The following is a 24,863-nucleotide window of genomic DNA, read 5'->3' as shown; positions in this document are numbered from 1 at the left end:
TGGGGGCTTGGGGGTGAATTTTTGGGTGATTGGGGTAAATTTTCGGCTTGAGTTAGGGGAATAACAAAATTTCTCCTGTATTTGCTATTTCAGTTTTTCGTATACCCTTTAATCTGTTCTTCCAGAAATTTCAAATCTTCTAAATCAGACTGTTCCGCTTCATATTACTTTCTTCTTTCATCAAATTTACTAAATTCAGATCTTACTTTCTCTTCCATTTCTTTATGTGAAATACTTCCTTTATCCTCTAAAACTTCTTTGTCACTAAACTGAAGAATACGTTTTACATTGTCCCGCCAGAAATTAAGCGTTATGTCCTTTCTTTCCTTTACTCGTAATTCAGCAGTTTCCAAAAAGATGATTGCAAGTCTGTTTAGAGTATCAATTTCATCTTTGAGTAAGTAGTTTTTCGCAATGAGTATGTCTTGCTTTCCAACTTTTACACCTTTCCAAGAAGTCAAGGCCATATTTGCTTCGTCTGCGTTTGCTCTTGCGACAATTAACTCTGCTGCTGTAGGTGCCGTAACAGCATAAAGCAACTTATTTTGTGTTTCAGCAAAAACATTTGCGTCGCTTTATCGGTAGCGTCATAATCACTACTTAACGATAATAAATCACGAACTTTTTGATAAAATCGTTTTTCGGAAGTTCGTATCTCCCTTATTATTTCTAAAAATTCGTCAAAGTAATCGGGTCTACCATCCGGGTTCTTCAGGCGCTCATCATCCATTATAAACCCCTTGATCATGTATTCTTTGAGGTTTTGATTTGCCCAGATTCGAAATTTAGTTCCTCTTTTGCTTCTCACCCTATAACCAATTGCCAAAATCATATCTAAAGCATAGTGAGCCACTTGATACTCTTTACCGTCAGCCGCAGTTGTAAAGTAATTCTTTACAACTGATTCTACCTTTAATTCATTATCTTCCAACACATTACTTACATGCTGACCTATGTTCTGCTTAGAGGTGTCAAAAAGTTCTGCAAGCTGATTTTGGTTCATCCATACATTTCCATCTTTAGCCAGAAGCGCAATAGATGTACTTCCGTCAAGAGTAGTATAAATGATTAGTTCAGAATTTTCCATTTTATGATCTTACGGTTTTTCTGTTATTTGTAATGGAAAGTCAGGTCGTTATAAGTCGAAACGTTTCCATTCAAAACTACCTGCCAAATTAACCATTCCTGTCCAAAAAACCCAAATTCCCCATAATTTTGCGAGTTTTGCAGTCAGAAAACCCAAAAATTCAATTGAGATGCGCATTTTAATCAAAAATATTCGTGGCCTGGCCGGTGTTTATGACGACGCTCCATCGCTTCTTCGCGGAAAGGAAATGGACAAATTGCCAATGATTGAAAATGCATTTCTGGCAATAGAAGATGGGAAAATTGCCCTTTTTGGATCTATGGACGATTGGGGTGGAATTACCGACTGGCGCAATCTGGAGGTTATTGATGCCGAAGGTCGTTATGTGCTCCCGGCGTGGTGCGATTCCCATACGCACCTCGTATTTGCGGGAAGCAGAGAGCTTGAATTTGAAGACCGCATAAAAGGCCTAACCTATGAGCAAATTGCCAAACGCGGCGGTGGAATTTTAAATTCGGCAGCAAAGCTGGCATCAATGAGCGAGGCTGAACTATTTGAAAAAGCATTGCCACGCCTCAGCGAAGCGATAGAAATGGGCACCGGCGCCATGGAAATGAAAAGCGGCTACGGACTAAGCACCAAAAACGAACTTAAAATGCTTCGTGTTATCAAAGATTTGCAAAAAGAAACCGGAATTGCCATCAAGTCATCCTTTCTGGGAGCCCACGCTATTGCAGCAGATTACGCTGGGAAACGCAGAGCCTATATTGATTTGATACTGGAAGAAATGATTCCGGCTGTCGCCGAAGAAAAACTCGCCGATTATGTAGATGCATTTTGCGAAGAAGGGTATTTCTCGGTTGCAGAAACTATGGAAATAGTAGCGCGCGGAGCGGAATATGGTATGAAGAGCAAAATACATGTCAATCAGTTTAATGCCCTTGGCGCCATTCCCGAATTGGTGAAAGCCGGAGCGGTTTCCGTTGACCACCTTGAGGTACTGGAAGAAGCAGATATTCAGGCATTAAACGGAGCGAACACGATCGCCACGGCCTTGCCGCTTTGCAGCTTATTTTTGAGTATTCCCTATACGCTTTCGCGAAAGCTGATAGACAACAATGCAGCACTAGCAATCGCTACAGACTATAATCCGGGATCGGCACCGTCGAGCAATATGGCTCTGGCCGTATCGCTGGCATGTATAAAAATGAATATGACCCCGGCAGAAGCGATAAATGCCGCAACTTTAAATGGTGCAGCCGCTATGGAGTTGGCAGATACGCATGGATCGATTACAAATGGAAAAGTAGCAAATGTGCTAATAACCGAGAAATGTGAGCACCTCAGCTTTTTGCCCTATTCATTCGGAAAATCCGCTATTGCAGGAGTGATAAATCATGGCAAAGTGATTAAGGCAATTGAAGAATAGACTCAATTCATCTTATACTTTACCGGTTTTTGCTGAGTGCTGAGGCGAGCAGAGAAAATAATGACCTGCACAAAAAGTGCGACAATGATGAGGATGGCTATTTCGAGCTTACTCATCACCACATTGCCTGCTGCTAATTTGTCTGACTCATCGAGCATTTCTTTTGCTACGGCAAGCTGAATATTAGATAAATCATCTAATTGAACAATGGCTTTTTGGTAATCTGAAGAAAGTGAGGTAATCGATTTTTGCTTTTGAGGGGAACCATTAATTTCTTTAATCATTTGCCTTTCAGCAATGGTTACTTTGGCTACCAGAGTATTGAAAGCATGAAAGACTTTCTCTTCTTTTTCCGTTAGATACGTAAGCGCGTACTTTTCGGCAATAGTTGATATGGCTTTGGTATTTGCTAAAATGTCAGCATGGATAAGTGCAGGCTCTTCAGTATCTTTAAGTCTATTGAGTTCTAATTGATTTTCATAAAGCAAAGTTGACATCTTAAAAATGTATTGCTCTACAACCAATCTATCTTCGTAAACAGATTTGAAAGACAGGCGCAAATCGTCAACATGCTTGGTTCCAATCATGCTAATTACGAGCATCACCACTATAATTGCAGTAGATACAAATGCAGCACGCCACTTATTTTTCAGGCTAAAAGTCCAGTTCATATTCTTTTAATCTTTTCTCCACCCCTCACCTCTTCCCGGTGTGTAAGGCACTTTAAGTTCGGTAAGTTCAGTTTCTACTTTGGCTATTTCCGCAGCTACACTTTTCATTTTGGCAAGCACATCTTGGTATTCATTATTTGCCAGATCGAATTGATCTCTTGCGGTTTGGGTAGGGTTTGACGTGTTCCACCAAGTGGAATAAGCCACGTACTCCAATCTGCCGGTAAGTCCGGGAAGTGTTTCAAATTCGCGGCTGCTGCGGGTTGCATCCCCATACAATTTTTGCTTTATTGCGTAAAGATCATCTTCAAGGGATTTTACTTTCGTTGATAAGTCGAGTGGCACAGTTGGGAATAACTCAATTGCTTTTTTAATGTAATTCACTTTCTCTTCACTTTCGCTGAAAAGCTTTTGTGTTCCTTCCATGCTTCGTTGCAATTCGGCAACACCTTCCTGAAAAGCAAGTACTTTCTCTTTGCTTTCCGCCGGAATAGATTGATTGTTTAATGGCACAACTTCAAAAGATACAGGCTCTGCCATTTGCGCAAAAACGCCATTTTCATTTTTGAATAAAGTAACCGTATATGTACCAGGCAATGCCAGCATCCCTTCATCTGGAGATGAATAGCGACCTTGTTCTTTTTCTACCAGTTTGATAGGCGAAGTGGCGGTGTGGCGCAAATTCCAGCTTACACGGTTGATACCCACTTTTGGGTCTTTTTTAATTTTCCGTATAGCCTTTCCATTGCTGTCTTTGATCACAAATAGTAAGTAAGGTTTTTCTTCGCGATCTTCTTCGCGCAACTCTTCTAATGAAGGATAGGGAGAATCCAAACCATCTTCGGCGGCAGCCTTGTCGCGTTTAACACGAATTTCTTTTTTGGTAGTAAGCGTATCGCCAATGGAATAAGTGAAAATGGCACCAAAAGGCGGGTTTTCTGCTGTAAAAAATGACTCGCCCATATGTCCCTTTCCGCTGCCACCTACTTTGTTTGATTCCACATAAAGTAAGGCATCCTTTACGGGAAATATGTGAGCCTCATTTGCAAGCAAATCTTTGCTAAGGCTACGCAGCGGGCTGTAATCATCTAATACATAAAAGCTGCGGCCAAAGGTTGCCAGAACTAAATCGTTCTCGCGTTCCTGAATAGCTAGATCGCGAACGGCAATAGTTGGCAACCCAGCACCAAGTTCAGTCCATTTATTACCGCCATCGTTGGAGAAATAAGCACCAAATTCTGTTCCGGCAAAGAGTAAGTCTTTATTTACATGGTCTTCTGCAATAGCATATACCGAGCCCCTTTCGGGAAGATTGGTGCTTATAGAAGACCAGCTGCCGCCACCATTTATACTTTTTAAAATGTAAGGTTTAAAATCTCCGTTCTTGTGATTATTGAATACAGCATAAACCGTATTGGCATCGTGCTTCGATGCTTTTATCATGTTCACATACGTGCGATCGGGAATACCCGGAAAGCCCGACTGCTTTGTCCAAGACTCGCCGCCGTTGGTAGATGTTTGGATTAAGCCATCATCCGTTCCTGCGTATAGCAATCCTTCTTGCACAGGCGATTCATCGAGTGCGACAATATTTCCATAAATAGAAGTGCTTTGGTTTTTCATAACCGCTTCCGGACTCCAAACGCGACCCATTACTTTTAATGAGTTCCTGTCAATCTTTCTAGTCAAGTCATCGCTAATTAACGTCCACGAGTCTCCCCTATTATCGCTTCTAAAAACCTTATTTGCTGCGAAGTAAAGCCTTTTGTGATTATGTGGACTGATTATCAATGGCGAATCCCAATTCCAACGCAAGGCATCTTCGTCTTTGCCTGGCTGCGGTTGGATAGGCACGCGCTCGCCACTTGCTTTGTCGTATCTAACCAACCAGCCGTACTGCGCCTGACCGTAAACAATGTTTGGATCAGTTGGGTCAACACGCGGCTGAAATCCATCGCCGCCATTGGTGATAAACCAATCGCTGTTGAGAATGCCGTGCTCGCTGGAGGTTCGCGAAGGGCCACCTTGTGTATTGTTGTCTTGGGTACCGCCATAAACATTGTAAAACGGCTCTGCGTTGTCAAGAGCCACTTTATAAAATTGGGTGATCGGTAGGTTGTCATAATACTTCCAGTCTTCGGCAGCATTCCAAGTTTCGTAGAGCCCTCCATCGCAGCCCACCAACCAATGGTCTGTATTGGTAGGATCAATCCACATAGCATGGTTGTCAACGTGTTTGCTTTTTTCGCCAGTCATCTGGAAAGTTTTCCCACCATCTTCTGTATGGTGCAGCCAGGTATCCATGCTATAAACCGTATTTACATCTTCAAGATCACAGTAAATTTCCTGGTAATAGTTTCCGCTTGTTTGGTGATCTGACATTTTTGTCCAGCTCTCTCCGCGGTCTTCCGAACGGAAGAACCCGCCGGTTTCTGTGGCTGAAATTATCGCATAGACCACATCGGGGTTTGCTGGCGATATATCCATTCCAATGCGTCCAATTTCGCCGGAAGGCAAACCACCTTCTAGTTTTTTCCAGTTCTCGCCACCGTCAATGGTTTTATAGATGGCAGATTCGGGGCCGCCATCAATATATGTCCACACGTGACGACGGCGTTGGTGTGCAGTTGCGTACATGACATCTGAGTTGCGCGGATCGGCATGAATTTCGTTGAAACCTGTGTTTTCAGAAACGTTGAGTACTTTTCCCCAATTCTCGCCACCATCGGTAGTTTTATAGATACCGCGATCGCCACCAGCCGACCAAAGCGGGCCGTAAGCTGCAACAAAAACGGTATTCTCATCAGTTGGGTCAATCCAAATCATGCCAATATGTTCTGAGTTTTTCAATCCCATATTTTTCCAGGTCTTTCCGGCATCTGTCGATTTGTAAACCCCGTCACCATAAGCTGCAGAGCGCTGATTGTTATTCTCACCAGTTCCTATCCATACCACACTTGAATTGCTGGGAGCCAGCGTAATGCAACCAATTGAGTAAGAGCCTTGGTTATCGAAAATGGGTGTAAAAGTCGTTCCGTGATTTGTTGTTTTGAAGACATTCCCGGAAGCCACTGCCACATAAAATTCGTGTGGCTTTTGTGGGTTTACAGCCAAGTCGCCAATGCGACCAGATGTTAATGCGGGTCCAATGGATCGAAAGGATAATCCGCTGATCGAGCCTTCTTTATAAGCAGATTCAAATTTGTTTTTGTCTGTTTTTTTATCGGTTTTTTTTTGACTGAAAAGTGAAAAAGAAAGGAATAGGGCAAGAATGGTGATGTGGAATTTCATGAATAGGATATTTTCGCGAAGATAAGTGATATATCTTTTTAAAAAATCCAGTAAAGAAAATCGGTCATCGCCATGTTCTCAAAAAGGAGTTAAAGAATTTTTTGAATGTAAAGCCCACTTAGTACTATCGACGCAAAGGATATATTGGAAATTGAATAAACGACAGGAAAGGTTTATTTAAGAAATCTCTCATCTCAATTAGAATCCATCCGCTTTGCGATAATCGCTTTTACTCCATCTGCAATTTCTTATTCCGCCGACGATCAAAAATGATATACGCCACGAGGAGCACCACGCATATTACCGATGTCCAAATAAGTCCTGTTCGAAGTCTGTCGTTATTCTCGCCAAACCAACCGATAAGAATGGCAAGCGGGGTTATTCCCACGAAAGTGGCACCAATAAATTTTAGAAATTTCATATTTAAAATTCCAGCGACAAAGCTTATCGCATCGTTTGAAAAAACAGGTGAGACCCTTGAAATAATAACTACCCACAAACCGTATTGCGAAACGTAGCTTTCCATCTTATCTTCCTTGCTTTTGCCGATAAGGCGATAAAGTGCCTCTTCACCTATCATTCTACCCACAAAATAGCCGATGGTTGAAGAAATCATTACTGAAACGATTGCCAGAATGGTTCCCAATACCGGCCCATAAGCAAGCACGGCCACCACCATGAGCAGGGGTGATGGAACAAATATGAGGAACATCTGCACTACCATGGCAACGATGATAAACAATGGACCCCAAAAGCCAAGCTCTCCCACCCAACGTTTTATATCTGCTTCATCGTCGCTTAGCAACACTTCGTATCGTACGCTTCATTTGCAAACGACTGAAAATCAGGAATTATAAAATAACATGCTATCAGTATTCCGATGAGCGTTATACTTGCTACTAGAGGCCAGTTTTTAGTAATTCGGTTTTTGATAGACAAAGTAATTAATGCAATGGTGGATTAGGAAAATTTAGATTGAAATTTTTGTGTACCAATTTCATTCCATTTGCAAAAGCGGTCCATAGAAGCATCTCCAGACCTATCGACTAGGCAAAATATCCCACAATAGCGGGGCGTGATGAAACAAGTAAAGCGGTTTAAGGCGGAAACTTGGTAGACAAATACGACAATGAAAAAGGGCGTTGAATGTTTTCAGAAGCCAGAAAACAGTAAACATTTGGACACATTATTGCAGAGAAACAGAATCGACTTCGTTTAACACAGAAACATTATATTTCGACAGCAAATCTAAAAAATCAAGCCTCGACATACCCAAAACCTTTGCAGCAACGCCTGACGATACTTTCCCAAGTTCGAAAAGTTTTACCATTGAGCTGATCTTTATTTCTGATTCGAAATCCATCAAGCTAAGTTTCAGCGCATCAGCCAAATAATCTGGAGCTTTTACGTGTATTATACCTTTCACTGAAGCTACTTTAATTAAAAGATGAAATTTAAAAGATGGAGAAATGACCATTCAAACAGTCGATGTTAACTTTATTGTCGGACTTCAAATTCGCCTCATCATCCACACTATAAGTAACTTCATTTCAATTGATTGAAACATATAGGTATTACTTTGCTGTAAAAGATTATCTACAGGAAAACATGGTTTAAATCGTTCTCGCGAGGTAAATTCTCGTGGGATTAATCTTAGATCTTAGACATTTGAAATTGGTTTGAAATAATTCAAAATTGGTTTGAAATAAAAGAGACAAGGCATGCCATTGTCTCTACAGCGCGTGGCTCAAACCAATATCATGAACCACCAATGTCCATCATCATGCCTAATGCAAATTGCTTATTGCAAATTGCCTATTGCTTATTGCCTATTGCTTATTGCCTATTGGCTATTGCCTATTGCCTATTGCCTATTGTAAATTGCCTATTGTCAATTTCTTACTGCAATCTACTGCGCCAAATACCCACCATCAATCGTGTAATAAGATCCATTCACAAATTTAGATTTATCGCCTGCGAGCCAGAGAAATAGCTCTGCCACTTCTTCGGGTTTTCCAAGCCGTCCAATTGGATGAAGGCTTATCAGCTGCTCCTGCTGCTCTTTGCTCATATTGTCATCAATTAGTGGCGTTCTTATAAATCCTGGCCCTACAGCATTTACCCGAATTCCCTTTGATGCATACTCCAAAGCGCCATTTTGGGTAAGCCCAATCACTCCATGCTTTGCAGCGACATAAGCCACGCTTTGAGCAAATCCTACTTTGGCTAAAATACTGGCCACGTTGATTATAGACCCACCGCCATTTTTAAGCATTTGGGGAATTTGGTAGCGCATTCCGTAAAACACACCACTTAGATTTACAGAGATTACCTTGTCCCAGGCCTCAATATCATATTCGCCGGTAGGCTGCTGGGGGCCGCCGATGCCTGCGTTATTTACAGCGATATCAACTTTGCCAAAGGCTTTCACAGCCTCTTCAATTGTACGCTTAGAATCTTCAGGTTTTGAGGAATCAGCTTTAACAAAAATTCCTTCTACACCTTTCTTTTTAACCTTTTCGAGCACAGCCTTTCCGTGATCTTCATTAATGTCGGTAATCACTATTTTAGAACCGTTTTCGGCAAATAAGAGTGCGGTATGTTCTCCAATTCCAGAACCGCCGCCTGTTATTACGGATACTTTATCTTTGAGTGTCATAAGTTGTATTTTTGATTTTGAGAAATCTATCAACTCGACTTTCAAGCTAAGAATTGTTCCTCCTACCTATTAAACAAACATCCAGTCGCCTTGTTCGGCCTCGAAATCACCAAAAGACGTTAAACAATTTACCATTTGTTTTGCTTTAATAGCGTGTGGCTTGAAGATAAAAATCATTTACTAAAACATAAAATACCAGATGAAAATATTTGAAGAATATCAATTGGGAAATATTGCCTTAAAAAACAGAATAGTGATGGCGCCCATGACGCGGTCTCGCGCTGTAGATAATATTCCGAACGAATTAATGGCCGAATATTATGGTCAGCGTGCCAATGCGGGGTTAATTATTACAGAAGGCACTTCACCATCGCCAAATGGATTGGGGTATCCACGTATTCCGGGTGTTTTCAACAAGGCACAAGTGGAAGGCTGGAAAAAAGTTACTTCAGCAGTACATGAAAAAGGAGGCAAAATATTTTTACAGATCATGCATACCGGAAGAGTATCGCACCCGCTTAACATGCCTGAAGGAGCCGTAATAATAGCCCCTTCTGCTGTTCCGCTTGATGGGGAAATGTACACAGATCAGGAAGGATTAAAAAGCTATCCACGGGCAAAGGTTATGACTCCAGTAGATGTAAAAGATGCGATTAAAGAATATATAGCAGCTGCTAAAAACAGTATCGAAGCCGGTTTTGATGGTGTGGAGCTGCATGGAGCGAATGGGTATTTAATAGAACAATTTTTGAATCCGGGCACCAATATGCGAAATGATGAATATGGAGGAAACATTGAAAACAGGTGTCGCTTTGCCATTGAAGTAGCAAAAGGTGTAGCGCTTGAAATTGGAGGCAATAAAACGGCTATCCGTCTTTCTCCTTATGGCGCCAATTCGGGAATGACTCCAAAATACGACAGTGTGAAAGAGACCTACGTTTATCTGGCGCAACAATTGGCAAAAATAGGATTGGTTTATATTCATCTTGTAGACCATTCCTCAATGGGAAATCCGGAAGTGCCTCAGGAAATTAAGAACAATATTTCAAGAGCTTTTGGCGGAACTATGATTTTAAGTGGCGGCCTGAATTTTGAGTTGGCCAATGAAATTATTGAGCGCGGTCAGGGCGATTTAGTTGCATTTGCACGTAAATATTTAGCTAACCCAGATTTGGTATATCGATTTAAAAATGAAATTGAGCTTAACGAGCCAATTCTGGAGACGTTTTACACCCCCGGAGAAAAAGGATATACTGATTATCCCGTGGCCACAGAAAAACATCAAACTGCCTGAGCACATTTCGATAAAAACAAATGGAGCAATAAGATTCTAATCAAACTCAAAATGTAACTTTTTAGAACATTTGAACCTTTATAAGCCTGTTTTGTTAGAATAATGTACAGAAACTGATCTAAAAACATGCCTGAATTGTGTTTTTTGATCAGTTTTATTTTATTCACTTAAACTTAATAAAGCCATGAGCAATTCAGAATTAGAAAAGAAATTAAATCATTTGATTGAGCGAAATTATGACGCTGAGAAAGGTTTTAACCACGTACTTGAACATATTGAACACAAAGGTTTTTACACCCTTATGGAAAAAAGCATTGGAGAGCGATACCGTTTTGGTCATGAAATTAAGGCCATAATGAAAGATCTCGGTTTTACGCCTGACAAGGGAACAAGTGTAGAAGGCGATATGCACAGAGCGTGGATGCACTTTAGAGAAATATTCTCTACAAATAACGACGCTGCTATGCTCGATGAAGCCATTCGCGGAGAGTCACATGCCGAAGAAGCATACAAAGATGTTTTAAAAGATACCAGCCTTCAACCAGGACATGCCGATATTTTGCGCAATCATTTAGAAAGCATTCGTGCTTCTGAAAAATCTCTAGAAATCTTGAAGCGAAACGTTTCGGCTACGGCCTAAAAACTTGCTGATTGATTCTCGAAACCGCATTTCAAATTTTGGAATGCGGTTTTTTTATTAGCGGGGTTTGTGAATATCCTTTCGCAAAGCAATAGTCTAGGGACATTTTCACTCCAGATATTAAATATGCAATTTTCCAGTCAAATTCAATGCAAAAGAAGAGTTTAGCTATCTATATAAGCCTGGTGGTTTTGTGTGGAAACAAATAGGGTAGAAAATGAAAGTTTTAAATTTTCAAACTAATTATGCAGAGCAAATTATCGATCAGCTCTCTTTTTTATTTAAACCAACCTAACTCCTATTTGTTTGATTTTTATCATGAAACAAAAAGAAATTTGGACAATCGGGCATTCTACTCATCCGCCTGAAGAGTTTATCGGAATGCTTAAATCTTTCGATATTGATTTGGTTGTCGATGTTAGAAGCTTTCCGGGTTCGCGAAAGTTTCCGCAATTTAACAAAGAAGCAATTGAAGATTCACTTCCCGAAAACGGGATAAAATACAGCCATCTTAAAACGCTTGGCGGAAGAAGAAAAGCAGATCCAGAATCAAAGCATACCATTTGGCGCCATCCGGCCTTTAGAGGCTACGCAGATTATATGGATACTGCTGAATTTGAAACCGGAATGGAAGAACTGGTGAAACTCGCCGAAACAAAAAGAGTGGCTTATATGTGCAGCGAAGCGATGTGGTGGCGATGCCATAGAGCTATGATTTCAGATTATTTGAAGAGCAAAGGCTGGACTGTTATGCATATTATGGCCATTGATAAAACCAATGAGCACCCATACACCGCTCCTGCTGAAATTGTGAATGGAGAATTGATTTATCCGGAGGAGACGAGTTCTATGTGATATTTATTTTTAGAAAAAATGATAGTCTAAGACTATAAGCCATAATTCAAATAAGAAATATTCGAAATGAAATTTTTCTAAAATGTTAGGTTTTTCAGAATGCATAATTCCGAATTAAAAACATATTGTAGAGTGCATAAGCCTTCCCGTAAGGATCAAAAAAAGACTAACTTTGACCTATGGCAGTAAATAATTTATTAGATACAAGCACTGTTAGCTTAAGTGATATAATTGGCAATGGAAAGACCTATACTGTTCCTCCATACCAGAGAGATTATAGCTGGAAAAAAGATCAGTGGGAAGATCTTTGGAATGACATATTAGCTATAAGCGAAACCGGCAACGTGCATTATATGGGTTCAATAGTTCTCCAGAATATGGGAGACAAGAAATATAATGTCATTGATGGACCACAGAGATTTTCCACGCTTACCATTATCGTTTTGGCAGTAATAAGAAGTTAAATTCTCTTATCTCTCAGGGGATTGAAATAGAAGATAACAAGGAGCGTGTATCTCTTTTGTCCAAAAAATATATAGGAGATAAAGACCCTGCTTCTTTAACATATTCATCTAAACTACAATTGAACGAAAATAATGATAGTTTTTTTCAATCTAACCTCCTTGTTTTTAGACCGCCAACGAACGTCGCCACGTTACAAGATTCCGATAAACAAATTTGGAATGCCTATGTATATTTTATAGAAAAAGTTAATGAACTTTTTACTGAAGAAAAGAATGGAGAAATAATCACCAACTTTTTAAATAAAGATATTGCAGAGCGGCTTATGTTCATTCAAATTATTGTGGAAGATGAATTAAGTGCTTACACTGTATTTGAGACATTAAACTCAAGAGGAGTTGGACTAACTGTAACAGATTTATTAAAGAATTACCTTTTCTCAATATCCTCACAAGTTGACCTTCCGCATGTAAAATCTAAATGGAAGAAAATTGTAGACGTTATCGGCTTAGATGATTTTCCTACTTTTTTAAGACACTTTTGGATTTCTAAAAATAAATTAATCAGACAGGAATATTTATTCCGAGCTATCAAGGAATCAATTTCAGATTCACCTGCTGTGATAGATTTGTTAGATTCTTTAGAAGACAATGCAAGACTGTATAAAGCGCTGTCAAATTATTCAGATACCTTTTGGGGTGACCATCGTGAGATTAAAAAAAGAATCAAGGAGTTGACCCTGTTTAAAGAAAAACAAGCCTATCCTATTTTAATTGCAGCTTATAATAACCTTAACAAGGAAGATTTTGCAAGAGTATTAAAACTTGTTAGTACATTAACATTTAGATATACCGTTATTGCAAAACTTCATACCAACTTAAAAGAAGATGTTTACAATAAGGCTGCGATAAAAATAAGCACAAATGAATCTACAAAGATTACTGAGATAGCTCAAGCAATTAAAACATTATACCCCAGTGATAATGATTTTAAAAATGATTTTGCCTCTAAGTCGATTAGTACAAAACGAGGTAAAAAAATCGTGCGTTACGTTTTATTCTCATTAGAAAACCACATAAGTCAATCTGATTACGATTTTGAAGAGAATCCGGGAACGATTGAGCATATTCTACCTGAAAATGGTAATGAAAATTATCTCACAGAATTTCCACAAGCAATTCACGAATCGGTAGTTTATAGATTAGGTAATTACACCCTTTTAGAAGAAGACAAAAATCGCTCTTGTGAGTCCTTACCATTTCAGGATAAAAAGGAAATTTTTGCGACTTCACAATATAAGTTGAGTACAGAAATTCAATCAAACACCTGGAGCCCTAATTCAATTGATATTCGTCAAGATAGACTGGCAAATTAAGCGACCTCTACATGGAGGATTTCTCAAGACGACTGAATGAAGTAATTATTCAACATCTTCTTATTGTTAGAAATAGCTTGACTAAAATGTGGTAATTTAATCACCAAAACGCTTGCCTAAAAACTATATAATTTGTATCTTGAACTCGGTTGGGCGAGTGAGATTAATTAACAAATAAAACGTAAATAAAGAATAGAATTGACATTATTTTCAATTCTAAAAGCGCCTGTCCTAACCCTATTTATTTGCGCTTAACCGGATAAAGTTTGAAGAAAATACTTCTTCTGAACTACAAATTAAAAACCACATAAATTATAGAATTATGACTGACTTAATTGGCGATATCCACGGATATGCTGATGAGCTTGAAGCTCTATTGCAAAAAATGGGATACAGAAAAAAGAATGGGGCCTACAGCCATCCCGAACGAAAAGTACTGTTTGTAGGCGATTACATAGATCGCGGTCCAAAAATCAGAGAAACGCTTGAGATCGTGAAAGCGATGAGTGATACCGGAAATGCGGTGGCGCTGATGGGAAATCATGAATACAACGCACTTTGTTATCACCATCGGTATGAGAATGGCACCCACTTAAGAGAACACAGTTTCAAAAACAAGAATCAGTACCAAGCAACGCTGGATCAGTTTCAAAACGATGAGAAAGGGTTAAATGATTATCTGAATTGGTTTATGACATTGCCGATCTATTACGAAACTAGCAAATTTCGAGCGGTTCATGCCTGCTGGGACAATGAAAATATTGATTTGCTTCGAAAATCGCTGACCAATGATCGGCTAACAAAAGAAACTCTTCGCGAAACGGTTAAAATTGGATCACCTCTAAACAACGCAATAGATCAATCGCTAAAAGGCAAAGAGGCCGACATGCCAAAAGGTCAATTTCTTATAGATAAAGATGGCACGAGAAGAGACAAGTTTAGAATTAAATGGTGGGAAAATCCTGCTAAAATGACGTATAAAAAGATAAGTGTTCTAAAAGATGATTCCTTACCAAATGATGAGATTACCGTTGACGATCTGAAATCGAAGAATTTCTACAGCCCCTATGAGAAAAAGGTATTTTTTGGCCATTACTGGTTAAAAGGTGAGCCTATGCTCTATCGAAATAATATTTGCTGCCTAGACTACAGCGTGGCTAAAGAGGGAAAACTCGTGGCGTACAGACTTGACGATGAAAATCATCTAGATGAGCGGAAATTTGTGATTGTTTAATCCGCCGCAACTACTTTCAATTTTGAAATCATCCAAACTTTAAACAGACGTAAAACGGTGAAAACATGGGCAAATCTGAAAGTAGGACTGCGCCCGCAGAAGCCTGAAATGGAAATGATATCAGTTCTGAAAATCACTATTCGTAAGCCTTTTACACGTACCCGATGAAGTACAAAAACAGCCGGAATCACAATGAAAGTAACCCGCAAACACTACGTATTATTGCTACACTAATACGTTAGATATCAATTTTTTCAAAGACAATAAGTGAAGAAATTTCCGTCAGCTATTCACAGCCTTCACGCTTCAATGTTGCTTGAAGGCTATCGTTAAAAACGCGTTTTCTATCAGGACCTAAATCGCTCATTACTCCTTTCATGCGTAGCCTTATTGTATCTGCCAATGCATTGCTCTCTGAAAGCAATGCATTCTTGCGCGTTTCAAAATCGTTTTGATACTTTTCAAAATCAGATTGATTCATTGAAGCTTTTATGGAATCCATATCCAGACGAAGAGAATCTGCAGTAGCAAACCGTGCTTTCCGCAATTCTATTGCTCTGCAATTGAGGGCTACAAGCGCATCAAAATCTACAGGCCAGGAATCTTGCTCTTCAACAGGATCATTGGTGCATGACGCAACTAAGATTCCTGCAAGCAGAAAGATCTTTAATGATTTCATTTACTGAATATTTTTCGGCCAGGTCAGTTCGTTTACTACCGCATCACCCACTGCAATGCCCAGCTCGAGCCCTTTGTCATTGTCCATGGTGAAGTGAATTCCTCCATAAAAACGAGACAAGGCACATTCATTTGCCAAATCATAAAAATTATCAAAATTACGCGGCGTAAAACCGTATTGCTGCTGGCTGATATCTGTAAATGTATAATTGCCCTGCGCATCGGCAAAGAGGTCTATCATCACTTTTATACCGGCACCAATCTCGGCAGAATGGCCTGAAATAAACGCTGGAAAAGGCGGCGTACCAATAACGGTTGTGAAATCGGGATCAATATGTTCCTGAATATAGCTTACCGGTCGGATAAGCATATAATCGTATTTCGATTTCCAACACGAAATAAATGCATCATTTTCTGCCACACCCATCATTCCAAATGCTACCGCAGTTTTTTCTAAAGTAGCTCCTGATTCTGCCAGCAATTGCTTTAATATATTAAAAGTATGGCCGGTTGGAGTACAAGTTTGAAATGGATCATCGGCCCAATATTCTGTAATAGTTACTTGTTCTGGTGTATTGTTGTTAACCTGATTGTAAACCTCCATTGCAGCTGCGTAAAATTCTGACTGTGGGTCTGAAGAATAAGGAATATGGGCCCCAATTTGTGTATCTTCAGCAATATTTGCAATAAAGCTGCGGTTGTTCATCCAGTCAGGACTTAAAGGCTGAAGTTGTAAATCTGTAGGAATCCAGCAATAGTCAGCTTCGGGCACTTCCCATGGAGTTTGCCAGGGGTTGAGATACGATTCATCGCCACCATCTGTTTTGCTAACTTGATAAATAGCGTCAGCAAGATCGGCACCAAACTGTTCAGAGCGTGCTATAACATCGGCATCAACTCCGGCTGATAATTGAGCCTTGGTATTGGCTTCCATATTGTCAATTAGAATTGCATCGTCAGGATTTAGATTAACGCCAAACATATAACGCATCATATCGGCCATAGCCTTGTTGGACACCAAAGCCCAGTCATATTTCAAATCAGCGCTTGGAAGGGGTAAGCTCCCGGCGCTCATTCCTTGTATTTGTCCGGCGAGAGATTGACCATTGGGAATTCCGTGAACGACAGATTCATAGGCGGTAACGCCCAGATATCCATACCCACGAGCGGCAATTGTAGGTAAGAAACCATTGGTATTGCGCACTATATCGCACTGAAGCGAAAAATAGTCGATCATAAAATCTGCATCATAAGTTTTTGCAGCAGCACTTTTGGTGGGGGTTTCCTGTACGGTTGGTTCATCGTCTTTTGCGCAGCCTGAAATGATCAAAGCCGCAATTGCGAGGGTTAGGATTCGCTTCATGGTTAAATAGGTTTGGTTATTAAATAAGATTAATTAGTCGGCTAATTTAACCTATTCATCGGGATATAATCAAGCATTTTACCAATTATTTTTCAGTTATTATTAATAATTTTGCAAAAAACAATTGTCACCAAGTGAAATTCAGATAGTTATTTCTCTATTTAATAATGAAAGTTTGATTTGCGAAATCCGAAATTTTAAAGGCATCCTGATACCACCGTGCGCACGTTAATCTGTAGCAGTTAAACTCATTCGCAATCAAAGCATAGAAAATTAGTAGTCTTAAATCTATTTCCCGGAAGGGTACAAATCACCCAAAAAGATTTTGAGCTTATTCCATGAAGTGGTATCAGCTTCGAGATTATACGATATCGGCATATTAAATTTTTGACCGAGCTCGGTTGCTCCCGGGTTGGTATAACCATGTTGGGCTCCTGCATACGAAATGTATTCATAATCGGCACCCAGACTATCCATTTCGTTTTTAAAAACAGTCACAGATTCGGGCGAAATCATTGGATCCGCGGCACCATTTTGAACCAAAATTTTGGCTTGTAATTTATCAGATGGTGGTATGGCAACTTGCACACTGCTGTGAAATATAGCTATTCCATCAAGCGGCTCTCCTGCATTTGCCATTGACAAAGCTACGGCGCCACCAAAGCAATAACCTATGGCAGATATATTTTCCGGATCTACATGTGGATCGCTTGCCAGTTGCTTATACGCAGCGTCAAAACGCGCTTTGGCACCATCCATATTCTGCATTACCATTTTCATATATTTCATTGCATCATCAGGGTGATCGGCCTTTTTTCCATCGCCATACATGTCAATTGCAAAACCCACATACCCTAGTTCGGCAAGCATTTCTGCTCTTTTTCTAACATAATCAGTATGTCCCCACCATTCATGGATGATCAATATCCCCGCACGCTTGCCTTCGAAGCTTGAATCGTAGGCGATATAGCCATTCATTTTTACAGAATCTGTAGAATAGCTTACCTCCCTGCCTGTTACATTAACCGGTTGCTTGATTTGAGCGGTTTCTTTTGGGTCTTCCGTTTCAGATGCATCATCTTTTGTGCCGTCGCCACAAGAAAATAAAGAAGTGATAAATAAAATTGAAATAAGTGATTTGTAAATTGTTTTCATGATAAGGTTTTGACTGAAACACCAGTATACTGAAAATGTTTGGAAGGCGACGTTACCTTTATAGCGAAAGCCGATAAAGTGAAATAAGTCCACCAGACAAATTGGAGTATGAAATCCTATTCCTTATCTTCTTTTTCCGGTTTTGAATCTCTTGTATCAGGCTTGCCTTTTTTGCACTTTCACATCTCCGTCTTTTCCTTTTTAGATATTCCGGTAAATTCATCCCTGCCATATTAAACATTTCCTGTAAAGGCGGTACAGGTTGATAAAGACCCGAAATAAAGTTAGTGGTTGAAGTATTGCCAACTTTTCCGTTTCCCCCCGGCGCTATGCCACAATGAAGCCCGCAGGATAAGTACAGAGAATAAAGAAATCTGTTTATTGAAATTTATGAAAATTTGAATTCTCTAAAAATAGTCTGACATGGGTTAATCGTTCTGAAATAGCAGAATACATCAATAAACTTGTAAAAGGACACAAATAGCATACATTTGCATTGAAGAACTATTTCGCAAGTAGGTTCGTTTAAAACCCAACCCAAATTTAATTTCTGTGCATAAACTTGTAGTAATTATTGACGATGATCCGATTTCAGTTTTGGTATGTGAAACCATGCTTAGAAAATCTGATTTCACCGAAAAAATCAAAACATTCAGTAATGGTAAAGACGCCCTGACGTTTTTAGACAACCATTACGAAAAAGGAAATGAAATGCCGGATTTTATTTTTCTCGATATTCAAATGCCAGAAATTTCTGGATGGGATTTTATAGAAGCATACGGCCAATTTAGTAATATTCCTGTACGCACGCCGCACGTGGTGATGCTCTCCGCCACTTTTGACCCTGATGATCAAAGGAAAGCTAATGACAATAGCTTAATAATCAATTTTATTTCAAAGCCAATTACAAAAGAAGCGCTTCAGAATTTAAGCAAATCAAAATAAATAGCCATGGCTGATATGAATACGTCGGCGGTGAAAAAACACTACTCGCTAAGTGAGCTGGCCAGAAGTTTAAGCAGCCAGATAGAAAAAACGTATTCGAAATCATATTGGATTACTGCTGAAATAAGCAAACTCAATTATTACCCGCAGAGTGGCCATTGCTACCCGCAACTTGTAGAAAAGAAAAGCGGGAAAATCGTAGCCGATTTAAAAGGGTTTATTCTGAAATCAAAATATCAGCATATCCGAACCAAGTTTCTGGAGCTAACAGGAAAAGAACCCGGTGACGGAATGCAAATTCTCTTCCTCTGCACGCTTGGTTTTCACGCTGTTTACGGGCTTTCGCTAAATATTCTTGATATAGAACCCAGCTATACTTTGGGCGAGATGGCACGGATGCGCACTGAAGCCATAAAAAAGCTGAAAGCAGAAGGAATATTTGACCAGAACAAATCACTCTATTTACCATTACTAGTGCAAAATGTGGCTGTAATTTCGGTAGAAACGAGCAAGGGATTTCTCGATTTTAAAAATGTACTGGCTTCAAGTCCTTTTCCAAATAGCATAAACTTGCGTTTGTTTCCGGCTCTGCTTCAAGGCGACGCAGCAGTGGCGAGCATAATTGCGGCACTGACTAAAATCCGGCAGGTTGATATAGATTTTGATGCCGTTGTGATTATTAGAGGCGGTGGCGGCGAAACCGGTCTGGATTGTTACGACAGTTACAACCTGGCCCGAAATGTAAGCCTGTTTCCTATCCCCATCCTCACGGGAATAGGCCATGCAACAAATCTTACTGTGGTGGAGCAAGTGGCGTACAAAAACCTCATCACTCCTACCGATTTAGCACGCAATCTGGTGCAAAACTTCATTGACTTTGCCACACGCCTAAAAAATGTAAAACGCAGTCTCACCAACTTTCGCAAAGGCTGGTTTACGCTTACGCGGAATGAGCTTGATGCAAAAGCCAACCAGTTGGAGCTGGCCGTAAGCGAAAAGCTCGCCAACCGCAGAAATCACATTCGCCGCAGCGCAAACCGTATAAACAACGGTGTGGAAAATGCGCTTGTTGAAGCAAAGGCATCTATAAACTACCGTATGCCGATGCGCCTTAATGGGGTAGTAAAAAATCGCTTTGAAACTTGCAATCGAAAACTTAATGCCCAGCCGGCTTCACTCGCGCATAGTACAATGAGTCAGCTAAAGGAATCACAGACAAATTTGGGATTTATTGCCGATAAATTGCGAATTTTAGACCCGGCAAATACCCTTAAACGGGGTTTCAGCATTACCACCCTAAATGGTAAAACCGTTAACAACGCAGATGAATTAGAGCCGGGAGCAGAACTGGAAACCCGCTTGTGGAAGGGCACCGTAAAGAGTACAGTAAAATAAAAACAATGGCGAAAAAAGAGAGATACGAAGATCAAATAGCAGAACTCGAGCAAATAATTGCCGAGATTGAAGACGAAAGCGTTTCTGTAGATGAGCTTTCTGCAAAAGTAAAACGAGCTGCCCAATTAATTCGCAGCTGCCAGGCAGTGCTCAAGAATACGGAGAAGGAAGTGGATGATATTTTGAAAGAACTTGGGGAAGGGTGATTTTGGTTTTTAGTTTTTAGTGATTGGTTTTTGGACGCCATAGTTTGACCATTCATCTGTCTAAAGTCAACTACCTCAGTATAGAATATCAAAAAATCGTTTCAGTAGGCTCGTTCTCGCGATTTCTACTTTGGAATCGATAACTTAAACCGACTCCAATTGTCATTGAGTTTTGACCTACACGGGTTGCAGTTATTACTTCCCGATTGGAATAATGAGTAATTGTTTCATTTGAAAACGGCTGAAAATGAGCCAAATATCCAGCCTTTAAGAAATAGTCAAAATTACCTTTCGACCTCATTCCGAGCGTAAAGACAGATTCAAATCCGAAATTAACCCTATGGTCTACGCGTAAAGCACCCCATGTAGAATCTCCGCTTGCGGTGAGAACAGGTTGAGTGAGATCATAATGAACAGTACCAAACCCACTTACTTCCCCAATATCCCTCGCTATTATAGTATTAAATCCAAGACCTACACCGCCGTATAGCTGTTTGTAAATTTTAAATTCCTTTCCGACGTAAAGCGGTATCCTATAATTTTCAATACCGTTTGCAGCGCTGAAAGATTTTGATGGCTCCCAAGTCTCATAATTGATTTCTGCGAATGGATGGTCGGGTCTGTCACGATAGATTCCTGTCTGAAAATAAAATCCCTTCTTTCTCTTCCCAAAATGTGCTCCTACAGTGTTTCCTATGCACCCTTGCGATAAGGAATATCCTTTTTCGTTGGTATAATGAAATCTACCCGATAAAACACCCATTTCTATTCCGGCATAAAAACCATCCTGTCCGAAAATACCTTGACCAACTAGCATAGTAAAAGCTATGAGGACTAACTTCTTGAAGTGTTTTACAGAGGGCATTTTGAGTTGCGATTTTTAATAATAATCATTCCGACGACTATCCGGCTTCCTAAAAGCAATGCTAACCATTAGCGACAAATTATTTCCCGACAAAGCATAAGTTCCTGTCGAACTTCCGGAAACGCTCAAGTTTTTAAATTCATATTGACCCCCATAAGTGTCTTGAAAGTTAAGCGTATAAAGAAAATTTGTCTTGATCAAAAAACCGCTAAAGAGTGTGGTTATTCCTGCACCGAATAAATAACTACCATAATAGAATTTATCCGCAGTTTCTGTTTTAAGAGTAAATACTTCAACAGCATCCGTAATATCTTCGCTAATCGAAACGATATAAACCGATCCACCAGGTGGTAACCATTTTACTTTTCCACCTGTCTGAAACTCGAGAAATTGGTTTTTGTTTAAAGGGAATTTATACGTTATGTAAAAGGGCACTGAGAAAGAAGGTGAAAAAGCTTCACGAATTGTCGAGCTATAATCAGAAGTAACACCCGGTATTTCTTCTTTTTTAATATCTAATCTAAATCGAGAAGTGGGCTCTTTGGTCAAAGTAAGTCCTAAAACAAAAGACAACCGGCGTTCAGGTCGAAAATCATATTCGAATCCACCGGATACACCCCAATTCATCAAATTTTCTGGTGCCATGGTGCCGGAGGTAATACGGCTGTCAGCGGAATGATATAATGACGTACCTACCATTAGGCTAAACTTCCGATAATCTTGCAAGTTTTCAAATACATCCAATTTTTGTGCTATCAATGAAAAGGAGGAAAGAATGCCAACGATAGTCATTAACCCTTTTTGTAAGATTCTATTATTTGCATTCATCAAAATATGATTTTATGAAGAAAATCAAGTCATTCAACTACGGTTAAAGAAATTGGGGATAATGGCATACCTCAATTCGTTTATAAATATAATTCAAAATGCGATTGCAAATTCTTTTTAGACAAATATAATTGGGTCTATTTTCGAAAAAGTGGACAAAAAAAACATCGCTCCGTCAGATTTGATCTAACGGAGCGACAATATTTAAATTCGGACTAAACAGAAATTCAATATCTGATATTTACATATCCACTTTTTCAGGAATGTTCTTTAGATGGTTCGCTAAAAATGCGTCCATAGCGCGATAAAATTCAAATCGGTTTTCTTCATTGTGAAATCCGTGGCCTTCATTGTCTTTTACCATATATTCTACTTCTACGCCGCGCGCTTTCATTGCTGCTACCATCTGGTCGCTTTCATCTTTATTTACTCTTGGATCTTGGGCGCCTTGAGCTACAAAAAGTGGTTTTACAATCTTATCGGCATGAAAAACGGGAGATGCTTCTTTGAGCAAAATTGAATCCGCTGCTTCTTCGGGATTTCCAACCATCTCGTACATCATTACTTTGAAAGGTTCCCAATAAGGAGGGATCGTTCCCATAAAGCTAAACAGGTTAGATACACCAACATAATCAATTCCACAGGCGTATAAATCAGGTGTAAACGCCATTCCGGCAAGGGTAGCGTAGCCACCATGCTCGAGCCTATAATTCACTCCACAATAAGCTTCGTTCTATATATTTCTTCTTCGGTATTGATTTTTAAAATATAAGCACCGGCTGTAAGCTTTGATACATTTACGCCAATGCTCCATGTATTTAATGACTTACGTAAAACCAGTTTTCCCATTGCATCAAAAATTTCCAGATTTAGATCACCGGTTAAATTTTCAGGTCTTTCTATCGTAACCATGTCCGTAGCTGGGTTTGGATACACTTTTAGGGGATTTATGTTATGCGTTTTAGCGGAAAGTGTATTGTCTTCAAAAACAAAGTAAATAAGATCATCCTCACCGGCATTATATTCCTGGTAAGCATCAGAGGTGATAAATTCTGACATATTTACACCTTCCCACACTCCGCCTATAGCAACCATCTTTGAACTACCGGGAATGGCTTTAAAAGCTCGTATAGAAATTGGTGGATCCGAGATAAAATGGCTACCCCAAATAACCTCACCTGATGGATTAAACTTTGCCATATATGAGCTAGTAAAGGAACTTCCCGCGTCAAAGGGGTTTCCATAAACTATATTGTTTTGAGAATTTGAAGATCCATACAGTAAAATATTATTATATTGTGAGGTAAGACCACTAAATCCTTCAGTATTATCTCCTCCATAATAAGTGCCCCATTCTCTATCGCCTTCTGAGCTAAAACGCACAAGAAAGTTGTCAGAAAAACCTGCGAAATTTTCTTGATGAGCATTACTTGACGTGATACCCGATGAAGAGCGTGTTTCACCTGAAAAATAAATACTTCCATCATCTTCAACAATCAAATCATCTATCTTATCATATTCCTCTCCGCCGTAATAGCTTGACCAATTTAGAGTGCCGTTAGAGGAGTTAAAGCAAGCGATAGTGCCGTCAACTAGTCCTCCATATACATTTTGAAATCCATTTACGGCAATATTACTATCGGAGTTAGTAGATCCAGAACAGTATATTGTATTACCGTCTGGGCTTACTCCAATACAAGAGAATCGATCATCACCGGAACCACCAAAGTAAGTGCTCCACATAAGAATACCATCTGAATCGAACTTAGCCAGAAATGCATCCCCACCATTGATTTCTGTTTGGTGAACCCCATTGGTAGCCAAATTCGCGCTGGCGGTGCGACCTACTACATATATAAAACCGAAAGCATCAACTGACATATTCTCAATACGATCATATTCAGATCCGCCAAAATAGGTAGACCAAAGAAGCTGTCCATCTTCTGAAAAGCGAGCTATAAATCCATCTTCTCCACCTCCTTGATGCTCTTGTAAATAAGCATCACTAGTGACTGGGAAATCTGTGGATGTTGTAAATCCGGCAATAACAAAGCCATTGATACCCGGCATAAATTGCACGCTTGAACTGTATTCATTATTACTTCCACCGAAATAAGAGGCATATGTCAACGTGTTTAAATCTTGAAAAATTGATATGAAGATATCTACTTCTCCATTTAGCGAGGATTGGAAAGCATTATTCGTAAATGGCATATTGCTTGAAGAGGTTATGTCTCCAGATAACCAATGATCAACCCTTGTGTCTAAGACATTTCGACTTGCTGTTTCTGAACCAGACCCTCCAAAATAAGAAGAGTAAACCAATGTTTGATCTGTTTGGGCTGAGCAATTGAAGTGAAAAAAAATGCACAAGAGTAAAAAAGATGAGAGATTTTTGTTCATGTTAAAATTCATAGGTTATAGATTCAAA

The 24,863-nt window shown here is 39.7% G+C and carries 21 protein-coding genes and 2 pseudogenes; 10 read left to right on the top strand and 13 right to left on the bottom strand.

Annotation, left to right across the window (positions count from 1 at the left end):
- Nucleotides 1–164: 164 nt before the first annotated feature.
- Nucleotides 165–1,003 (bottom strand): annotated as a pseudogene (locus G3O08_RS14565) (virulence RhuM family protein).
- Between the two features lie 253 nt (nt 1,004–1,256).
- Here G3O08_RS14565 and hutI point away from each other — a divergent pair.
- On the top strand, nt 1,257–2,516 hold the full coding sequence (hutI, locus tag G3O08_RS14560; RefSeq protein ID WP_163286118.1) for an imidazolonepropionase: 1,260 nt from the start codon (nt 1,257–1,259) through the stop codon (nt 2,514–2,516).
- 2 nt (nt 2,517–2,518) lie between these two features.
- Here the strand turns inward: hutI and G3O08_RS14555 are convergent, their stop codons facing one another.
- The 5 genes from G3O08_RS14555 to G3O08_RS14535 all read right to left on the bottom strand — a co-directional run bounded on the left by G3O08_RS14555 (nt 2,519) and on the right by G3O08_RS14535 (nt 9,137).
- Entirely contained in the window at nt 2,519–3,187 is a 669-nt protein-coding gene (locus G3O08_RS14555; protein WP_163286117.1) for an MCP four helix bundle domain-containing protein, read from the bottom strand.
- A 6-nt stretch (nt 3,188–3,193) separates the two neighbouring features.
- Nucleotides 3,194–6,478: a VPS10 domain-containing protein gene (locus G3O08_RS14550; RefSeq protein ID WP_163286116.1), complete on the bottom strand. Its 3,285-nt coding sequence runs from the start codon at nt 6,476–6,478 to the stop codon at nt 3,194–3,196.
- A 229-nt stretch (nt 6,479–6,707) separates the two neighbouring features.
- The gene (locus G3O08_RS14545; RefSeq protein WP_204336892.1) at nt 6,708–7,286 is read right to left on the bottom strand and encodes a TVP38/TMEM64 family protein; all 579 of its coding nucleotides are present in this window, start codon (nt 7,284–7,286) and stop codon (nt 6,708–6,710) included.
- Between the two features lie 378 nt (nt 7,287–7,664).
- Nucleotides 7,665–7,904 carry a UPF0175 family protein gene (locus G3O08_RS21530; protein WP_204336891.1) on the bottom strand — a complete coding sequence of 80 codons (240 nt, stop codon included), beginning with the start codon at nt 7,902–7,904 and terminating at the stop codon, nt 7,665–7,667.
- A 483-nt stretch (nt 7,905–8,387) separates the two neighbouring features.
- Nucleotides 8,388–9,137 carry an SDR family NAD(P)-dependent oxidoreductase gene (locus G3O08_RS14535; protein WP_163286114.1) on the bottom strand — a complete coding sequence of 250 codons (750 nt, stop codon included), beginning with the start codon at nt 9,135–9,137 and terminating at the stop codon, nt 8,388–8,390.
- Nucleotides 9,138–9,336: 199 nt separating this feature from the next.
- Between G3O08_RS14535 and G3O08_RS14530 the strand changes: the two genes are divergently transcribed.
- The 6 genes from G3O08_RS14530 to G3O08_RS14505 all read left to right on the top strand — a co-directional run bounded on the left by G3O08_RS14530 (nt 9,337) and on the right by G3O08_RS14505 (nt 14,997).
- Nucleotides 9,337–10,431, top strand: coding sequence for an alkene reductase (locus tag G3O08_RS14530; RefSeq protein ID WP_163286113.1), 1,095 nt, complete (start codon nt 9,337–9,339; stop codon nt 10,429–10,431).
- A 184-nt stretch (nt 10,432–10,615) separates the two neighbouring features.
- Nucleotides 10,616–11,071 carry a ferritin-like domain-containing protein gene (locus G3O08_RS14525; RefSeq protein WP_163286112.1) on the top strand — a complete coding sequence of 152 codons (456 nt, stop codon included), beginning with the start codon at nt 10,616–10,618 and terminating at the stop codon, nt 11,069–11,071.
- A 318-nt stretch (nt 11,072–11,389) separates the two neighbouring features.
- A complete protein-coding gene (locus tag G3O08_RS14520) occupies nt 11,390–11,926 on the top strand; it encodes a DUF488 domain-containing protein (RefSeq protein ID WP_163286111.1) in 537 nt (178 codons plus the stop codon).
- A 179-nt stretch (nt 11,927–12,105) separates the two neighbouring features.
- Nucleotides 12,106–12,390, top strand: coding sequence for a DUF262 domain-containing protein (locus G3O08_RS21525; protein ID WP_163286110.1), 285 nt, complete (start codon nt 12,106–12,108; stop codon nt 12,388–12,390).
- 56 nt (nt 12,391–12,446) lie between these two features.
- On the top strand, nt 12,447–13,763 hold the full coding sequence (locus G3O08_RS21520; protein ID WP_262888970.1) for a DUF262 domain-containing protein: 1,317 nt from the start codon (nt 12,447–12,449) through the stop codon (nt 13,761–13,763).
- Between the two features lie 322 nt (nt 13,764–14,085).
- Complete coding sequence (locus G3O08_RS14505; RefSeq protein WP_163286108.1) at nt 14,086–14,997, top strand: metallophosphoesterase; 912 nt, start codon at nt 14,086–14,088, stop codon at nt 14,995–14,997.
- A gap of 286 nt (nt 14,998–15,283) precedes the next feature.
- On the opposite strand, the gene G3O08_RS14500 is transcribed toward G3O08_RS14505, so the two are convergent.
- The 3 genes from G3O08_RS14500 to G3O08_RS14490 all read right to left on the bottom strand — a co-directional run bounded on the left by G3O08_RS14500 (nt 15,284) and on the right by G3O08_RS14490 (nt 18,193).
- A complete protein-coding gene (locus G3O08_RS14500) occupies nt 15,284–15,676 on the bottom strand; it encodes a hypothetical protein (protein WP_163286107.1) in 393 nt (130 codons plus the stop codon).
- Nucleotides 15,677–17,038, bottom strand: coding sequence for a vanadium-dependent haloperoxidase (locus tag G3O08_RS14495; RefSeq protein WP_163286106.1), 1,362 nt, complete (start codon nt 17,036–17,038; stop codon nt 15,677–15,679). It lies immediately after the preceding gene.
- Between the two features lie 288 nt (nt 17,039–17,326).
- A complete protein-coding gene (locus tag G3O08_RS14490; RefSeq protein ID WP_163286105.1) occupies nt 17,327–18,193 on the bottom strand; it encodes a dienelactone hydrolase family protein in 867 nt (288 codons plus the stop codon).
- A 552-nt stretch (nt 18,194–18,745) separates the two neighbouring features.
- On the opposite strand from G3O08_RS14490, the gene G3O08_RS14485 reads away from it, so the two are divergent.
- The 3 genes from G3O08_RS14485 to xseB are packed head-to-tail and all read left to right on the top strand — an operon-like array spanning nt 18,746 to nt 20,739.
- A complete protein-coding gene (locus tag G3O08_RS14485; protein ID WP_163286104.1) occupies nt 18,746–19,138 on the top strand; it encodes a response regulator in 393 nt (130 codons plus the stop codon).
- Between the two features lie 6 nt (nt 19,139–19,144).
- Nucleotides 19,145–20,533, top strand: coding sequence for an exodeoxyribonuclease VII large subunit (gene xseA / locus G3O08_RS14480; protein WP_163286103.1), 1,389 nt, complete (start codon nt 19,145–19,147; stop codon nt 20,531–20,533).
- A gap of 5 nt (nt 20,534–20,538) precedes the next feature.
- Entirely contained in the window at nt 20,539–20,739 is a 201-nt protein-coding gene (xseB, locus tag G3O08_RS14475; RefSeq protein WP_163286102.1) for an exodeoxyribonuclease VII small subunit, read from the top strand.
- A gap of 88 nt (nt 20,740–20,827) precedes the next feature.
- Here xseB and G3O08_RS14470 read toward each other — a convergent pair whose 3' ends face one another.
- The 4 genes and pseudogenes from G3O08_RS14470 to G3O08_RS14455 all read right to left on the bottom strand — a co-directional run bounded on the left by G3O08_RS14470 (nt 20,828) and on the right by G3O08_RS14455 (nt 24,835).
- Nucleotides 20,828–21,556 (bottom strand): hypothetical protein, encoded by a 729-nt coding sequence (locus G3O08_RS14470; RefSeq protein ID WP_163286101.1) that lies wholly within the window; start codon nt 21,554–21,556, stop codon nt 20,828–20,830.
- A gap of 63 nt (nt 21,557–21,619) precedes the next feature.
- On the bottom strand, nt 21,620–22,432 hold the full coding sequence (locus G3O08_RS14465; RefSeq protein WP_163286100.1) for a hypothetical protein: 813 nt from the start codon (nt 22,430–22,432) through the stop codon (nt 21,620–21,622).
- Between the two features lie 241 nt (nt 22,433–22,673).
- Nucleotides 22,674–23,141: pseudogene (locus tag G3O08_RS14460) on the bottom strand (alpha/beta hydrolase family protein); the annotation flags it as partial.
- Between the two features lie 2 nt (nt 23,142–23,143).
- Nucleotides 23,144–24,835 carry a T9SS type A sorting domain-containing protein gene (locus G3O08_RS14455; RefSeq protein WP_163286099.1) on the bottom strand — a complete coding sequence of 564 codons (1,692 nt, stop codon included), beginning with the start codon at nt 24,833–24,835 and terminating at the stop codon, nt 23,144–23,146.
- Nucleotides 24,836–24,863: the final 28 nt, after the last annotated feature.

This window comes from Cryomorpha ignava, assembly GCF_010686655.1.
Lineage (GTDB): Bacteria > Bacteroidota > Bacteroidia > Flavobacteriales_D > Cryomorphaceae > Cryomorpha > Cryomorpha ignava.
Note: the sequence above shows the minus strand (reverse complement) of the source record. Positions and strands in the feature narration are given on the sequence as shown.

Coding starts and splice junctions, on each gene's coding strand:
- hutI (WP_163286118.1), top strand. CDS start 1,257: ATGCGCATTTTAATCAAAAATATTCGTGGCCTGGCCGGTGTTTATGAC.
- G3O08_RS14555 (WP_163286117.1), bottom strand. CDS start 3,187: ATGAACTGGACTTTTAGCCTGAAAAATAAGTGGCGTGCTGCATTTGTA.
- G3O08_RS14550 (WP_163286116.1), bottom strand. CDS start 6,478: ATGAAATTCCACATCACCATTCTTGCCCTATTCCTTTCTTTTTCACTT.
- G3O08_RS14535 (WP_163286114.1), bottom strand. CDS start 9,137: ATGACACTCAAAGATAAAGTATCCGTAATAACAGGCGGCGGTTCTGGA.
- G3O08_RS14530 (WP_163286113.1), top strand. CDS start 9,337: ATGAAAATATTTGAAGAATATCAATTGGGAAATATTGCCTTAAAAAAC.
- G3O08_RS14525 (WP_163286112.1), top strand. CDS start 10,616: ATGAGCAATTCAGAATTAGAAAAGAAATTAAATCATTTGATTGAGCGA.
- G3O08_RS14520 (WP_163286111.1), top strand. CDS start 11,390: ATGAAACAAAAAGAAATTTGGACAATCGGGCATTCTACTCATCCGCCT.
- G3O08_RS21525 (WP_163286110.1), top strand. CDS start 12,106: ATGGCAGTAAATAATTTATTAGATACAAGCACTGTTAGCTTAAGTGAT.
- G3O08_RS14505 (WP_163286108.1), top strand. CDS start 14,086: ATGACTGACTTAATTGGCGATATCCACGGATATGCTGATGAGCTTGAA.
- G3O08_RS14500 (WP_163286107.1), bottom strand. CDS start 15,676: ATGAAATCATTAAAGATCTTTCTGCTTGCAGGAATCTTAGTTGCGTCA.
- G3O08_RS14495 (WP_163286106.1), bottom strand. CDS start 17,038: ATGAAGCGAATCCTAACCCTCGCAATTGCGGCTTTGATCATTTCAGGC.
- G3O08_RS14490 (WP_163286105.1), bottom strand. CDS start 18,193: ATGAAAACAATTTACAAATCACTTATTTCAATTTTATTTATCACTTCT.
- xseA (WP_163286103.1), top strand. CDS start 19,145: ATGGCTGATATGAATACGTCGGCGGTGAAAAAACACTACTCGCTAAGT.
- xseB (WP_163286102.1), top strand. CDS start 20,539: ATGGCGAAAAAAGAGAGATACGAAGATCAAATAGCAGAACTCGAGCAA.
- G3O08_RS14470 (WP_163286101.1), bottom strand. CDS start 21,556: ATGCTAGTTGGTCAAGGTATTTTCGGACAGGATGGTTTTTATGCCGGA.
- G3O08_RS14465 (WP_163286100.1), bottom strand. CDS start 22,432: ATGAATGCAAATAATAGAATCTTACAAAAAGGGTTAATGACTATCGTT.
- G3O08_RS14455 (WP_163286099.1), bottom strand. CDS start 24,835: ATGAACAAAAATCTCTCATCTTTTTTACTCTTGTGCATTTTTTTTCAC.